Source organism: Magnetospira thiophila (assembly GCF_054657015.1).
In genome coordinates, this window is record NZ_BAAHXF010000002.1 from 45419 (window position 1) to 59982 (window position 14564).

Consider the following 14564-nt stretch of genomic DNA (forward strand, 5'->3'; position numbering starts at 1 on the left):
AGGTCCGATCTCGAACGATGTAAACAAAAACAGCGACGGGAACCGTAAATTCTGGTGCCACGAGGCGGTAAAATATTGTTAGTCTCTCCCCGAGTTGGTGACAATAGGCTGTTGCTTTCGGTCCCCTGCCCCTGGAGAGTCTCAATGTCGACCCTGTTTTATACTCATACCGATTGTCTCGACCATGAAATGGGGGTCGGGCATCCCGAGCGACCGGATCGTCTGCGCGCCATTTTGCGCCAACTGGAAGGCGAGTCCTTTTCACATCTGCATCGCATTGAGGCCCCCCGGGCCGACCGCGCGGTGCTCGAAAAGGTGCATCCGGACTGGTATGTGAAAGATATTTTGGATAACGCCCCGGCCAGCGGGCATCGCCATCTGGACCCTGACACGGCCCTGTGTCCGCACACCCCGGAAGCCGCCCTGCGCGCCGCCGGGGCGGTGATCGATGCGGTGGAGCAGGTCATGGGCGGCAAGGCGCGCAACGCCTTTTGCGGCATTCGTCCGCCGGGCCATCATGCGGAGCCGGAACATCCCATGGGCTTTTGTTTTTTCTCCAATGCCGCCATCGGGGCCCTGCATGCCCACGACTCGTGCGGCGCGGCAAAGGTCGCCATTGTCGATTTCGATGTGCATCACGGCAATGGCTCGCAGGCCATCTGCGAACAATATCCCTATCTGTTCTACGCCTCGACCCATCAGGCAGGGGCTTATCCGGGGACCGGTGAGGCGCGCGAAACAGGCCGGTTCGACAATCTCTGCAATGTGCCCCTGGAACCGGGCAGCGGCTCCGAGGCTTTTCGCCAAGCCTATGAGGACATCATTTTTCCCAGGCTGCGGTCCTGGGGGCCGGATCTGTTGATCATATCGGCCGGGTTCGATGCCCATGCCCGGGACCCCTTGGCCTATCTGCGACTCCAGAACGAGGATTTCGGCTGGGTCACCGAGGGCTTGCTGACCATCGCCGATGAACTCTGCGACGGGCGGGTGGTTTCCGTGTTGGAGGGCGGCTACGACCTGGTCGGGCTGGCGGGCGGCGTGGCGGCCCATGTGCGGGCACTGATGGGACACTGAGGGCGCGATCATGGCCCGCGTGTGGAAAAAAAGTGATACGACATTTTGACTACATTAGCGAACTCTGATATAGTCAGACTGTTTTTGCGGCAACTCGTTTCCCGTGCGGAGGGCGCGGGGGCGGTCCTGACTGGTATTAAGGAGGGTCCATCATGAAGCATCTTCGTGTTTTGCTGGGCGCTTTGGTTCTGGCCCTGGCATTTTCTGCAATCCCAACATCCAATTCCCAGGCATGGTGGTGGCCGTTCGATGACGGCTGGGATGGCCCCTATGGCGGCGGTCCGTGGGGCTATCCGGGTTATGGGTACGGCTATCCCGGCTATGGCTGGGGCGGCTATCCGGGCTATGGGTATGGCTATCCCGGCTATGGCTGGGGCGGTTATCCGGGCTACGGGTATGGCGGCTATCCGTACTATGGCGGATATGGCTACGGCTATCCCTATGCGGTCGCACCGGCGGCTCCGGCCACCACCGAAAGCAAATAGGATCGACCGAGGTCCTGGTTTTATCGCGGCAAAGGGCGGGGCACGGGTTCCGCCCTTTGTTTTTCTTGCGCCTGCGCGGGAGCGGCACTAGACTGCCGCCCCTTGCCAATGGGAACCCTGATTGATGACTGACACTGCCGCCGCCCTGCCGGAGGACATCACGCGCCTGAGTTTCGAGGACGCCCTGGCCGAACTGGAACAGATCGTCCGCACCCTGGAAGAAGGGCAAGGCAAGCTGGAGCAGGCCATTGATGCCTATCAACGGGGCAGTCTGTTGAAGCAACATTGCGAAGCCAAGCTGCGTGAGGCCCGGATTCGCATTGATCGGATCGTGCAGCGCCCGGACGGCAGTCTGGGCGTCGAGCCCGCCGCCATGGAATGACCCCGAGCCCGAACGATCTCCCTCCCATGACCCTGAACGACACCCTGACCCAAACCGCCGAAGCGATCGAGCAGATGCTGGATCATCTTCTGGCACCGACCGCCGGGCCGGAATCCCGGCTCGTGGAGGCCATGCGCTATGCCACCCTAGGCGGCGGCAAGCGGATACGGCCTTTCTTGGTGGTGCAGGGGGCGCGGCTGTTCAACGTCTCGGAGATCTCGGCCCTGCGCACCGGGGCGGCCATCGAGATGATCCATTGTTACTCCCTGGTCCATGACGATCTGCCGGCGATGGATAATGATGATCTGCGCCGGGGCCGCCCGACCTGTCACAAGCAATTCGACGAGGCGACGGCGATCCTGGTCGGCGATGCCCTGCTGACCCAGGCGTTCGAGGTGGTGGCGGCCGAGGAAACCCATTCCGATTGCGCCGTGCGCGCCGCCCTGGTGGTGGCCATGGCCCGCGCTTCGGGGGTCGAGGGCATGGTCGGCGGTCAGATGATCGACCTGTGGGCCGAAAGCAACGAACTGGATATCCCGGCCATCACCCGATTGCAGCGCATGAAGACCGGGGCCTTGATCCGTCTGTCCTGCGAGGCCGGGGCGATTCTCGGCAAGGCCCCCGAAGCGGCCCGTCAGGCGCTGATTGCCTATGCCCATGATTTGGGACTGGCGTTCCAAATTGCCGACGACCTGTTGGACGAAACCGGCGATGAGGCGACCGTCGGCAAGCGCGTGCACAAGGACGCCGAGGCCGGGAAAGCCACCTTCGTTTCCCTGTTGGGGGTGGAGCGGGCACGCGATCAGGCCAACATGCTGGCCGAGCAGGCGGCCAAGCACCTTGAAATGTTCGGAAAAAAGGCAGACCCTCTGCGCATGCTCGCCCGCTTCGTCGTTGAGCGATCAACCTGAACCGGGAACACAAAGGACTTCGATTTTGAACGTGGATGCCCCCACACCGTTGCTTGATGCCATTCAGTCGCCTGCCGACCTGAAAGGGATGACTCTCGACCAGTTGGTGGCGCTGTCGGAGGAAATCCGCCAGGACATCGTGCGCCATGTGTCGGTGACCGGCGGCCATCTGGGGGCCAGCCTGGGGGTGGTGGAACTCACCGTGGCCCTGCATCATGTGTTCGACACCCCGACCGACAGGCTGATCTGGGACGTTGGCCATCAGGCCTATCCGCACAAGATCCTGACCGGGCGGCGCCATCGCATGGCGACCATGCGCCAGGGCGGCGGCCTGTCGGGGTTCGTCAAGCGTTCGGAGTCCGAGTACGACCCTTTCGGCACCGGGCACAGCTCGACTTCCATCTCGGCCGGTCTGGGCATGGCCGTGGGACGGGACCTGAAGGGCGAGCATAATCACGTCATATCGGTCATCGGCGACGGCTCCATGAGCGCCGGCATGGCTTATGAGGCCATGAACAACGCCGGATACCAACGCTCGCGCATGGTGGTGGTCCTCAACGACAATGACATGTCCATTGCGCCGCCGGTGGGGGCCATGAGCGCCTATCTGTCGCGGGTGGTGTCGTCCAAATCCTTCCTCAGCCTGCGCAGTCTGGCCAAGGAAGTGACCCGCTATCTGCCGCGCACCATCGAGGCGGCGGCGCGTCGGGCCGATGAATATGCCCGTGGTTTCGTCACCGGCGGCACCCTGTTCGAGGAACTGGGGTTCTATTACGTCGGCCCCATCGACGGGCATAATCTGGAACATCTGCTGCCGGTGCTGAAGAACATCCGCGACGCCGAGTTCGAGGATTCTCCGGGGCCGGTGCTGGTCCATGTGGTGACCCAGAAGGGCAAGGGCTATCAGCCCGCCGAGGAAGCGCGGGACAAATATCACGGGGTCGGCCGCTTCAACGTCATCACCGGCGAGCCGATCAAGGGCATCTCCAACGCCCCGGCCTATACCAAGGTGTTCGGCAACGCCCTGGTGCGCGAGGCGGAGAAGGACAGCAAGATCGTTGCCGTCACCGCCGCCATGCCCGCCGGAACCGGCACCGACAAATTCGCCGAACTGTTCCCGACGCGCTTTTTCGATGTGGGCATCGCCGAGCAGCATGCGGTGACTTTTTCCGCCGCTCTGGCCTGCGAGGGACTGAAGCCGTTCTGCGCCATCTATTCCACCTTCCTGCAACGGGCCTATGATCAGGTGGTGCACGATGTGGCGCTACAGAATCTGCCGGTTCGCTTTCCCATCGACCGGGCCGGGCTGGTCGGGGCCGACGGGGCGACCCATGCCGGTTCGTTCGACGTGGCCTATCTGGGCTGTTTGCCCAACATGGTGTTGATGGCGGCGGCCGACGAGGCGGACCTGGACCGCATGGTGGCGACAGCGGCGGCCTATGACGACGGCCCCATCGCCTTCCGTTATCCACGCGGCGAGGGGGTCGGGGTCGATATGCCCCAGGACAGCGAATTGCTGGAAATTGGGCGCGGGCGGGTGATGCGCCAGGGCACCCGGGTGGCCATCCTGTCGCTGGGGACGCGGCTTGCCGAGGCGATGAAAGCAGCCGAGGAACTGGCGGCGCGGGGACTGTCGACGACGGTCGCCGATGCCCGGTTCGCCAAGCCCCTGGACGAGGACTTGCTGCACCAGTTGGCGACCCATCATGAAGTGCTGATTACGGTCGAAGAAGGCTCGGTCGGCGGCTTCGGCTCGTTCGTCGCCCAGTATCTGGCCCATGCCGGACTGCTCGACACCGGGCATTTGAAATTCCGCCCCTTGGTGCTGCCCGACATCTACATGGACCACGATGACCCGGGCAAACAGTACGACCGCGCCGGACTCAGCGCCGGACACATGGTCGCCACCGCCCTCGCCGCCCTGGGCATGGAAGCCACGGCGGCGGTGCGGGGCTGAGTTTGGCGGAGGGCATGTCTTGACCCTCCTGTCCGCCATCATCGTTTTAACCCTGATCATGGACCCGGTGGGGAATGCACCGGTGTTCTTGAACGTGTTGGCGCGGGTGCCGGAAGAGCGGCGGCGTTGGATCATCTTGCGAGAGATGTTGATCGCGCTGGGAATCCTGGTGCTGTTCTTGTTCCTGGGGCGACAGATCCTGACCGCCATGGACATTTCATCCCCGGCCCTGTCCATTGCCGGAGGGGTCGTGCTGTTTCTCATTTCCCTGCGCATGATCTTTCCCCGACGCGGCGAAAGCCTGGTTGGAGACATCGAAGGCGAGGAACCCTTCATTGTGCCGTTGGCCGTGCCGTTGATCGCCGGGCCGAGCGCCTTGACCATGCTGGTGCTGTTCGCCACCCGCGAGCCGGAACGGCTGTGGACCTGGCTGGTGGCCCTGCTCGTGGCCTGGGCAGTGACGGCGACGGTGCTGTTACTGTCCGATCAACTTCGGCGGCTGCTCAAGGAGCGTGGCGAGCGGGCGCTGGTCCGTCTGATGGGGATGATCCTGGTCACCATGTCGGTACAGATGCTGCTCAACGGGATCGGAGAATTTCTCCATCAGGTCAACGGAGGGTAGGGGCGTGCCCATCGCGAAAATGCGTCTGGATCAGTTGCTGGTCGATCGGGGTCTGGTGGAAAGCCGCAGCAAGGCGCAGGCGTTGATCATGGCGGGCTGTGTGACCTCGGAGACCAAGCGGCTGGACAAGGCCGGGCTACAGGTGTCGATCGAGATTCCGCTCGAACTCAAGGGTCAGGACCATCCCTGGGTGTCCCGGGGCGGGCTCAAACTGGACAAGGCCTTGCAGGCATTCCGGATTGATCCCACCGGCTGGTGCTGTCTCGATTTGGGGGCCTCCACCGGCGGCTTTACCGATGTGTTGCTGACCCACGGCGCGGCCAGGGTCTATGCGGTGGATGTGGGCTACGGGCAACTGGCCGACAAACTGCGCCGCGACTCGCGGGTGGTGGTCATGGAACGCACCAACGGCCGCCACCTGACGCCGGAGATGATTCCGGAACCCCTTGATATGATTGTCTGTGATGCCAGTTTCATCGGCCTGCGCACGGTCCTCCCGGCGGCCCTCGCCCTGGCCGCGCCGGGGGGCTGGCTGGTGGCGCTGATCAAACCGCAATTCGAAGTGGGACGCGGACGGGTGGGAAAGGGGGGCGTGGTACGCGATCCGGCCTTGCATGAGGAAGTCTGCATGACCATCTCCCGGTGGCTCGAAGATGAGGCGGGATGGTCGGTTGTCGGGCTCACCGAAAGCCCCATTCGGGGACCGGAAGGTAATATTGAGTTCCTGATTGCCGCGAGAAGACTTTCCTCCGGCGACAGAAGCCCTTAAAGTCATTCTCTCGGGGTACATCGGAGATAGGTCCATGGCACAAACAAAGTTTCGGTTGGTTACACGCAGCGATTTCGACGGCTTGGTCTGTGCGGTGTTGTTGCGAGAGTTGGACATGGTCGATGAGATCAAATTCGTTCACCCGAAGGATGTGCAGGATGGCACGGTGCTGCTGGCGAGCACGGACATCACCACCAACCTGCCCTATGACCCCAGGGTTCACATGGCGTTTGATCACCATTTCAGCGAGACCCTGCGTCTGACGGCCATTCCGAAAAATTATATCGTGACCCCCGAGGCGCCCTCGGCGGCGCGGGTGGTGTATGATCATTTCGGCGGCAAGTCCGCCTTTCCGACCATCGCCGACGACCTGATGGAAGCGGTGGATCGGGGCGACTCGGCGCAGTTCAACGAATCGGAGATTCGTCACCCCACGGGATGGGCCTTGCTCAACTTCTTGATGGATGCGCGGACCGGGCTCGGGCGATTCAGGGAATTCCGCATTTCCAATTATCAGCTGATGATGGAACTGATTGATTACTGCCGCAATCACACCATCGACGAGATCATGACCCTGCCCGACGTCAAGGAGCGGGTCGATCTATACATGGAGCACCAGTCGCAATTCGAAGATCAGATCAAGCGCTGCACCACCCTGCACGACAAGCTGGCGGTCCTCGACCTGCGCAACGAGGAAGTGATTTTCGCCGGTAACCGATTCATGATCTACGCCCTCTATCCACAGGTGAACATCTCGATTCACGTTCTTTGGGGCCTGCAACGGCTCAATACGGTGTTCGCTGTCGGCAAATCGGTGATCGACCGCAGTTCCAAAACCAATATCGGCGAGTTGATGCTGCGCTATCATGGCGGCGGGCACGAGGCGGCGGGGACCTGTCAGGTGGAAAACGAGGAGGCTGAGCGCGTGCTGGCGGAATTGATCCAGAATATCAACAAAGACGGATGACCCGGTGACTATATCTTCTTCTGCGCGCCCCCGTGCGAGGTGGCGCCTGCTGGCTCGTTTGGGCATTGTCCTGGCCGGATTTATAATCGGCGTAATGGCGACTCACGGCTTGGTCGGTGGGGTCTGGCCAGAGGTCTTTGGTGCCCGGGCAATGTTCGGGCTGGGCGACCTGTTCCCCAGCCTGGGCGCCGAGGGGGCGCAGCAATTCGCCCGTTTCGAGACGGCCTACAAAGCCAAGTCGCCAAACGGAAGCGAAGCCCAGCTGGATCATTTCCGCAACGCCTTCCTCAAGGTGCGCGAACAATACGTCACGCCGGTCAAGGATGCGCTGCTGATCGATGCGGCGATCAAGGGCATGGACGAGTTCAAGCCAGAAGAGGGGCAAGAGGTGACCGACCGGCTGCTGATTGAGGCGGCCCTGGACGGCATGATGGGTGCGTTGGACCCCCATTCTTCCTATCTCAACCCGGAAGAATTCAAGGAGATGCAGGAAACCACCAGCGGCCATTTCGGCGGCTTGGGCATTCTGGTCACCCTGGATAAGGACAGCGGGGCGGTAAAGATCATCTCCCCCATTGACGATACCCCGGCGGCGCGGGCCGGATTGCAGGCCAACGACCTGATTACCCATCTGAACGGCGAGGCGATCAAGGGCAAGACGCTGACCGATGCGGTGCGGGTGATGCGCGGCCCGCCCGGTTCGGAGATTCGCCTGACTGTCCTGCGGGACCAGGATGCCCCCTTCGATGTGACCCTGGAACGGGACGTGGTGCATGTGAAGGCCGTCAAATGGCGGGCCGAGAATGACATCGGCTATATTCGCGTCACCCGCTTTTCCCAGACCACCCACGAGGGCATGCTGGAGGCCATCGAGGCTCTGGGTAAGGAAATCGGTCCCAAGCTGCGTGGCTATGTGCTGGATCTGCGCAACAATCCCGGGGGCCTGTTGAGTGAGTCGGTGGATCTGGCCGATGATTTTCTCGATAAGGGCGTGGTGGTCTCGGTGCGTGGTCGCGATAAAAACCGCAACCGGGAGCATGAGGCCGGGTGGGGCGATCTGGCCCGCGGTCTGCCCCTGGTGGTGCTGATCAATGGCGGTTCGGCCTCGGCTTCGGAAATTGTCGCGGCGGCGCTTCAGGACCATGGCCGGGCGACGGTCATGGGCACCCGCTCCTTCGGCAAGGGATCGGTACAGGTGGTCTCGCCGTTGAATCTGGAAGGGGCGCTGAAACTGACCACCGATCTCTATTATGTTCCCTCTGGGCGGGCTATTCAGGGGATCGGCGTGCTGCCGGATATCGTCCTCACGCCGCCGAAAAGGAAACCGCAGCAAGTGGCCGAGGACGTCCCGGAAGAGAAACCGGAAGCCACGCTCAAGGCCGATGATGCCGAAATCGACGAAGAAACCGAGCATGCCATCCGTCGCGAGGCCGATCTGCCCGGGGCGCTGAAAGTGGACACCGGTGAGGAACATCAGGCCAAGGCGACATTGCCCGAGGAAAGCTGCCCGAAGGCCGGAGAGGAAGGAAAGGACCGGGTCCTGGGCTGCGCGCTGACCTATTTGCGGAGTGGCACGACGCCGGAATTCCTGGCTGCCCTGAAGGCGGTCGAGGGCACCGTGGCGCAGTAGGGATCGGGGCTACAGGTATTCCGCAAGAAACCGCAGGGTCAACGGATAGACCGCCTGGCGCTCCTCGGGGGAGACGCCCCCCAGGTACTTCTTGAGGATTTTCTTGTTCTCGTCCAGATACAGATCCGGGCACTGGAAGCTGACCACGGTCAGGGGCAGATCCAGGTTCTTGCCCTTTTGGAAGCCGTCAAAGGCGCGCCCGACTTCGCCGCCCTGCCCGGCGATCTGACGCAATGCGGTGATGTCCTTGGTCAGACCGGAAATGCTGCGTCCAAAGAGCTGCATCAGCAAGGTGCTGTCCTCCACCGTTGGCGGCTCGTAGTGCTTGGACGATGCGGTCAGTTTTTCCCAAAAGAGTCGACAGTTTGTGTTGTGCTCTTCGACCTGCGCCACCTTCTTGCGCCAGACGGTCATCTCGTCCGGAGCCTTGTCGCCGGCCAGGGAGGTGAGGGATTCCAGCAGACCCTTCTTCTTGCTGCCGGGGGCGGGCTTTTTCGGGGCCACCTGTTCCTGGGTCATGCGGGCCCAGACCCCCTGCCAAGTTTCCCAGAGCACCCGGCGGTATTTGCGATCTTCGAGGCTTTCCAGGGTGTAGCCCAGTCGCTCTGCGGGATCTTTCAACTTGATGCGGGTAATCAGGCTGGGAAAATGTTCGGCCATGGCATCGCCCAGATGGTCGATGAGCAGGGATTTGTAGAGGGTTGCGAAAGCGTCGGAGCAGAAAAACGGTACCTTGACATGATGGCTCCTGCACCAGTCCTGATCCGCCTGCATGATCAACAAGCGGTTTATGATCAATTGGGCAAAAATTTCCTTGAACGCCTCGCGTGGCGTCGGGCCGGTTGGTTCTTCGCTTGCGGCGGGAGGCGGGGTCGCGTCCAGGGGGCGCGCGGGCGCTTCTTCGGCTTCTAGATCCATTTGCGCCTGACGACGTTCCGTGGCGGCGGCTTCTTCGGCCTGCTTGGCCGCCAGGAGGGCTGCCACGCGGGCCTTGCGTTCCTCCTTGATATGGCGAAACACCACGGTCAGTCGTTCCTTGACCGAGTCCAGGTCCTGATCGCCGACGCCGACCAGTTCGTGAAACAGTGCCTCGAAGGTGCGCCGCCGGTCACCGTCACCGTCCCGTCGGAACAGCTGCGAAACAGTAACGGCGTAGCATTTTTGCAGGGTATCAAGGGATTGAGCTTGCCGCACCAGAGGAATTACGCCTTGATCCTTGGCTTCGAAGAACACCTCCCAATCGAGCATGTTCTTGGCGAGGATCTTGCGCGGCGGATTTTGGCCCTCATCGGCCAGGGCTCTGAAAACAATTGGAAAGGGGCTCCACCGCACCAAAACCCTGTCTCTCCCTCCTTGGAGGCTTGTTTTTCTTGACGGGATCGGTGTCGCAGCGTGACGCGCTTTTACCGATGCGCCGCTAGATCTGTTCCGACAAGCTATGCACAATGGGCAGCTTGAAAGCCCGCTTGAGGGCCACGGAACCGAGACCCAAAACCGAGAGAAAAATAATCGCCAACATGGACAGCATGGCAAAGGGCCGACCGATCACCGGCACGAATAGGGCCATCCCGGCAACCACGCTCCAGGCCCAGAGCACCAAGCCCTGTTTGGCATGAAAGTGAACAAAGGCGTTGTTTTGCACCATCAAGGGGATGAAACACAGGGCCCCGACATAACTCAAGGCCGCCAACACCCGGGCGCGGGGACCACGGTCCAAAAGGGTCGACAGGTCGCTCATTTCGTTCTTCAGTCCCTCAAGATATGCCACTCTCAAGGCAGTATAGCCGCCCGCCGTCTAAATTCAAAGGGGCTCGCCGAGGCGAGAGACCCTATTTTTCAGAAATGATTTCGTTCAACGTCTGGACCATCTGCTCGACCGTACTGGCATGGGGAATTTTGGCCACATATTTGCCGTCCGGGTCCATCAGGAAGGCCCCGGAGGTGTGATCTAGGGTGTACATCTCCGGGTCGCCGGACTGGGATTCGACTCTGTCATATTTGACTTTGAACAATTGGGCCATGCGCTTGACCAATTCAGGCGTGCCGGTCAGGCCGATGATTTGCGGATGAAAGGTGGCCACATAGGCCCGCAGGACAGGCAGGGTGTCCCGTTGCGGATCAAGGGTGACGAACAAGGGAATGATGCGCTCGCGTTTGTTCTCGGACAATTGGTCCAAGCTATCGGCCATGGTCTGTAATTGGGTCGGACAGATATCGGGGCAGAACGTATAGCCGAAGGTGATCAGTTGAAATTTACCTTGAAAATCCTTATCGTAGACCACCTCGCCAAAATGATTTTGCATGACGTAGCGGCCACCGATTTCAGCCCGAGACAGGGACGGCAGCAGGAACAGGGAAGCCAGAATCACCGTCATGGAAAATTTTGCGAACATGGGAACCTCTGGAAATGGGGGGTCAACAGCATAATGCACCATCAGGGCTGTATTAGGCTTGATGAAGGTCAAGCGCAACCCTGCCCGTCACGGACGGACGTGGTCACTGTAGGGGGGGGTGAATGAAGCCCATGGCTTGGCACGGTATTTTATTTGGCAGCATCTTCACGGTGTTGTTCGGTGTCTGGCCGGCGCAGGCGGATACCCTGGATCTGGTGCGCCAGCGGGGCGGGCTCATTTGTGGGGTGGCGGAAAGCAACTATGGTTTTGCCGCGCGTGACAAGGACGGGCAGTGGCTGGGCTTCGAGGTGGATTTCTGTCGCGCCATAGCCGCCGCAGTACTCGGCAGCCGAGACCGGGTGGCTTTTGTTCCATTGAGCGCGACCACCCGGTTCGCGGCCCTGCAACGGGGCGACGTTGATGTGTTGATTCGGACCACCACGCATACCCTGAGCCGGGATGCGGAGATGGCCTTCCAATTCGCCCCGGTGATCTACTACGATGGACAGGGATTTCTGGCTCCCAAATCCCTGGGGGTGACGAAATTGGCGGATTTGAAACAGGCGCGGGTCTGTGTGTCCGCCGAAACGACAACGTACCAAAATCTCCTGGATCTGAGAAAAAAGGATCTGCCTGAACTCCAGATCCAGACCTACAAATCCTGGGATGGTCAGTATACGGCGTTTTTTACCAATCAGTGCGATTTGATCACGGACGACAAGTCCAGTCTGATGGGCCTGCTCCAAGCGGTGGCCCCGGAACCCCAGGATTACGTGATGCTCGAGGATGTGATCTCCAAGGAACCGCTGTCTCCGGTCGTGCGAGAGGATTCGCCAGCCTGGTCGGACATTGTAAACTGGGTGGTCTATGCCGTGATCGGGGCCGAGGAATATGGCCTGAGTTCGGCCAATATAAAGCAACATCTGGCCGCTCCCGAATCGGCCGAAGTGGCCCGCTTGCTCGGACTCGAAGGGGAACTCGGTGCCGCCTTGGGATTGGAGGCGGACTGGGCAAAGCGAATTATTGAACAAGTGGGAAACTATGGTGAGATCTTCGAGCGCAACCTGGGGGCCGGGTCACTCTTCAAGACCCCACGGGGGCTCAACGATCAATGGACCCGAGGCGGATTGCTTTATGCCCCACCGTTCAAATAAGCAGTGGCGCAGGTGTCTTTGATGTCCGTAGCCACGAAGCTCAATCTGATTTTTATAGCCGCCTTTCTGTTTTGCATGTTGGCCGCCGGAATCGGCATTGCGTCCTTTATGAAATTTGGACGATCCATGGTCTCGTTTAGCGAGCGACATGTGCCGACCGCCACGGCGGGACTCATCCTCAGCCATCATACCGGACAGTTGGTGGCGCGTGTTTCCGAGCTGATTGCAGCGGAAACTCAAAGTGAGCGCATGAACGCGTTCAATGCGGTGGAGGATCAGCATCGGGCCATCCGCCTTCAGGTGGAAAAGCTCATTGCTGATCCCCATGTCAGAAAGATTGAGCAATACGCCAAAGACCTGTTCAACGATCTATCGGCGATCAATGCGGACATGAAACTGTTGATCGACCAGGGGCATGCGGTGGAAGCCTTGCGCGCCGAGGTGTTCGATCTTCATAGCGGGCTCATGGCGCACTCCGTTACTCCTGAACCCGACCTGATGGCGGCCGTGGACAAGCTGTTGCGCATGTTTCACGCGCGAAATATTTTCACGCTGGAACGTCTGGGTGCGGCTTATGAAGTGGCTTGGCAAAAATATTTGGCCGGGCTGTCGACGGAGGCTGGGGGGGCACCTCCGGCAGGGGTGGCATGGGTTCCCGAATATGCCGGGAAGATTTTTGAGCGGACCCGGCAACATCTGGACTTGCATCGAAAGGTCGAAGGGCGCACAGAATCGGCGCGTCTGGCGGCTCAAAGATTGAGTTTTCAGGCCAATATTCTGTATTCTCAGGCGCGTGACCGTGTTGCAAAGGCGATCTCGGAGACCCATGCGACCATTCAAAGGTCATCGCTCATTCTGGCGTCTCTCAGCGTGGTGAGCCTGTCTGCCTTGCTGCTGCTGGGGCTGCTGATCAGCCGTACCATCGCCCGCCGCCTCAAGACACTGGAAGAAAGCATGCGGGTTCATGCCAGCGGCGGACGGACAAATATTCCGATTCAGGGCGCGGATGAAATATCCAGCATGGCTCAAGCCCTGAAGGTATTCATCGAGACCATTGATCAGCGTGAATCCCAACTCAGGGAGGCCCGCGCCCAGGCCGAATCCGCCGACCGCGACAAATCCCGCTTTTTGGCCGCGGCCAGCCATGACCTGCGGCAGCCGTTGCAGGCCCTGACCTTGTACCTGGGGACCCTGGATAGCCTGGTGGGCGAGCGGACGGCCCATGAAATCATCGGTCGGGCCAAAGGATCGGTCGAGGCCTTGAGCGGTCTTCTTGATACTTTACTGGATATTTCAAAATTGGATGCAGGTTTGATCGCGCCGAGCATTCGGCCCTTTGCGGCGGCGGATGTCCTGTACAGGATGGAGGCGGAATTTCAACCGCTGGCCCGGCACAAAGGTCTGGACTTGCGCTTCGTCTCCTCGTCCCTGGCGCTGCGCAGCGATCCGGTGCTGCTGGCCCGAATTCTTCGCAATCTGATCAGCAATGCCTTGAAATACACTTATCATGGTCGAGTCCTGGTGGGCGTGCGTCGGCGTGCGGGGCAGGCGGAATTCCAGGTCTGTGACAGCGGAGAGGGAATTGCCGCTGCCGATCAAGGTGCCATTTTCCGGGAATTCTTTCAGGTCGGGAATGCGGAACGCAATCGCCGCGAGGGGCTGGGCCTGGGATTGGCCATCGTTTCCCGGTTGTCGCAACTGCTGGAGCATCCGGTTAGGGTGGTTTCCGAATTGGGGCGGGGATCTGTTTTTTCTCTTTCGGTGCCCTTGGTCATGGGGCCGGTGCCAATCGTGACAAAATCAGACCCCATGCAACTGCAAACGGCCCTTGATGTGCTGGTGATCGACGACGAACCGGAAATCCGCGCCGCCCTGGCCGGGCTCATGCAAAGTTGGGGCTGGCGGGTCCGGCTGGCTTCCTCGGGGGCGGAAGCCCAGGCACAAGTCCATGGCGGAGAATGGGAGCCGGATGTGATTCTGTCCGATTTCAGACTGTCCGGCGGCGAAAACGGAACCGAAACCATTGCCCGGATGAGACAAATTCTGGGTCGGGACGTCCCGGCCCTGCTGCTGACCGGAGATACCGGCCTGGCCCGCCTGCGGGAGGCGAAAAGCTCACGCCTGCCGTTGCTGCACAAGCCGGTCACCGCTGAAAATCTGTGGCGCGCCGTGACCGAAGTCCTGCTGCCCGGAGAGCCCGCCTGAACAGAGGCAATCCGA

At 60.7% G+C, this 14564-nt stretch carries 14 protein-coding genes; 11 read left to right on the forward strand and 3 right to left on the reverse strand.

Features of this window, described 5'->3' with window-relative positions:
* Nucleotides 1-144 precede the first annotated feature (144 nt).
* From ACYQ1P_RS09815 to ACYQ1P_RS09855, 9 genes are all read left to right on the forward strand, one after another.
* On the forward strand, nucleotides 145-1074 hold the full coding sequence (locus tag ACYQ1P_RS09815) for a histone deacetylase family protein (RefSeq protein WP_460020186.1): 930 nt from the start codon (nucleotides 145-147) through the stop codon (nucleotides 1072-1074).
* A 152-nt stretch (nucleotides 1075-1226) separates the two neighbouring features.
* Nucleotides 1227-1559: a hypothetical protein gene (locus tag ACYQ1P_RS09820; protein WP_460020187.1), complete on the forward strand. Its 333-nt coding sequence runs from the start codon at nucleotides 1227-1229 to the stop codon at nucleotides 1557-1559.
* Between the two features lie 124 nt (nucleotides 1560-1683).
* The gene (locus ACYQ1P_RS09825) at nucleotides 1684-1941 is read left to right on the forward strand and encodes an exodeoxyribonuclease VII small subunit (RefSeq protein ID WP_460020188.1); all 258 of its coding nucleotides are present in this window, start codon (nucleotides 1684-1686) and stop codon (nucleotides 1939-1941) included.
* 26 nt (nucleotides 1942-1967) lie between these two features.
* Nucleotides 1968-2852 carry a polyprenyl synthetase family protein gene (locus ACYQ1P_RS09830; protein WP_460020189.1) on the forward strand — a complete coding sequence of 295 codons (885 nt, stop codon included), beginning with the start codon at nucleotides 1968-1970 and terminating at the stop codon, nucleotides 2850-2852.
* A gap of 25 nt (nucleotides 2853-2877) precedes the next feature.
* Complete coding sequence (gene dxs / locus ACYQ1P_RS09835) at nucleotides 2878-4809, forward strand: 1-deoxy-D-xylulose-5-phosphate synthase (RefSeq protein ID WP_460020190.1); 1932 nt, start codon at nucleotides 2878-2880, stop codon at nucleotides 4807-4809.
* 19 nt (nucleotides 4810-4828) lie between these two features.
* Nucleotides 4829-5431 (forward strand): MarC family protein, encoded by a 603-nt coding sequence (locus ACYQ1P_RS09840; protein ID WP_460020191.1) that lies wholly within the window; start codon nucleotides 4829-4831, stop codon nucleotides 5429-5431.
* A gap of 19 nt (nucleotides 5432-5450) precedes the next feature.
* Nucleotides 5451-6200, forward strand: coding sequence for a TlyA family RNA methyltransferase (locus ACYQ1P_RS09845; protein WP_460021631.1), 750 nt, complete (start codon nucleotides 5451-5453; stop codon nucleotides 6198-6200).
* A gap of 34 nt (nucleotides 6201-6234) precedes the next feature.
* Nucleotides 6235-7167, forward strand: a complete 933-nt coding sequence (locus ACYQ1P_RS09850; protein WP_460020192.1) for an exopolyphosphatase — start codon at nucleotides 6235-6237, stop codon at nucleotides 7165-7167.
* A 94-nt stretch (nucleotides 7168-7261) separates the two neighbouring features.
* Entirely contained in the window at nucleotides 7262-8797 is a 1536-nt protein-coding gene (locus tag ACYQ1P_RS09855) for a S41 family peptidase (RefSeq protein WP_460020193.1), read from the forward strand.
* Nucleotides 8798-8806: 9 nt separating this feature from the next.
* On the opposite strand, the gene ACYQ1P_RS09860 is transcribed toward ACYQ1P_RS09855, so the two are convergent.
* The 3 genes from ACYQ1P_RS09860 to ACYQ1P_RS09870 form a co-directional block, all read right to left on the reverse strand.
* Entirely contained in the window at nucleotides 8807-10132 is a 1326-nt protein-coding gene (locus tag ACYQ1P_RS09860; RefSeq protein ID WP_460020194.1) for a hypothetical protein, read from the reverse strand.
* An 82-nt stretch (nucleotides 10133-10214) separates the two neighbouring features.
* Nucleotides 10215-10535: a hypothetical protein gene (locus ACYQ1P_RS09865; protein ID WP_460020195.1), complete on the reverse strand. Its 321-nt coding sequence runs from the start codon at nucleotides 10533-10535 to the stop codon at nucleotides 10215-10217.
* A 91-nt stretch (nucleotides 10536-10626) separates the two neighbouring features.
* Nucleotides 10627-11190 (reverse strand): SCO family protein, encoded by a 564-nt coding sequence (locus ACYQ1P_RS09870; RefSeq protein ID WP_460020196.1) that lies wholly within the window; start codon nucleotides 11188-11190, stop codon nucleotides 10627-10629.
* A 122-nt stretch (nucleotides 11191-11312) separates the two neighbouring features.
* On the opposite strand from ACYQ1P_RS09870, the gene ACYQ1P_RS09875 reads away from it, so the two are divergent.
* Both ACYQ1P_RS09875 and ACYQ1P_RS09880 read left to right on the forward strand, forming a co-directional pair.
* Nucleotides 11313-12344, forward strand: coding sequence for an amino acid ABC transporter substrate-binding protein (locus tag ACYQ1P_RS09875; RefSeq protein WP_460020197.1), 1032 nt, complete (start codon nucleotides 11313-11315; stop codon nucleotides 12342-12344).
* 21 nt (nucleotides 12345-12365) lie between these two features.
* Nucleotides 12366-14549, forward strand: a complete 2184-nt coding sequence (locus ACYQ1P_RS09880) for an ATP-binding response regulator (RefSeq protein ID WP_460020198.1) — start codon at nucleotides 12366-12368, stop codon at nucleotides 14547-14549.
* Nucleotides 14550-14564: the final 15 nt, after the last annotated feature.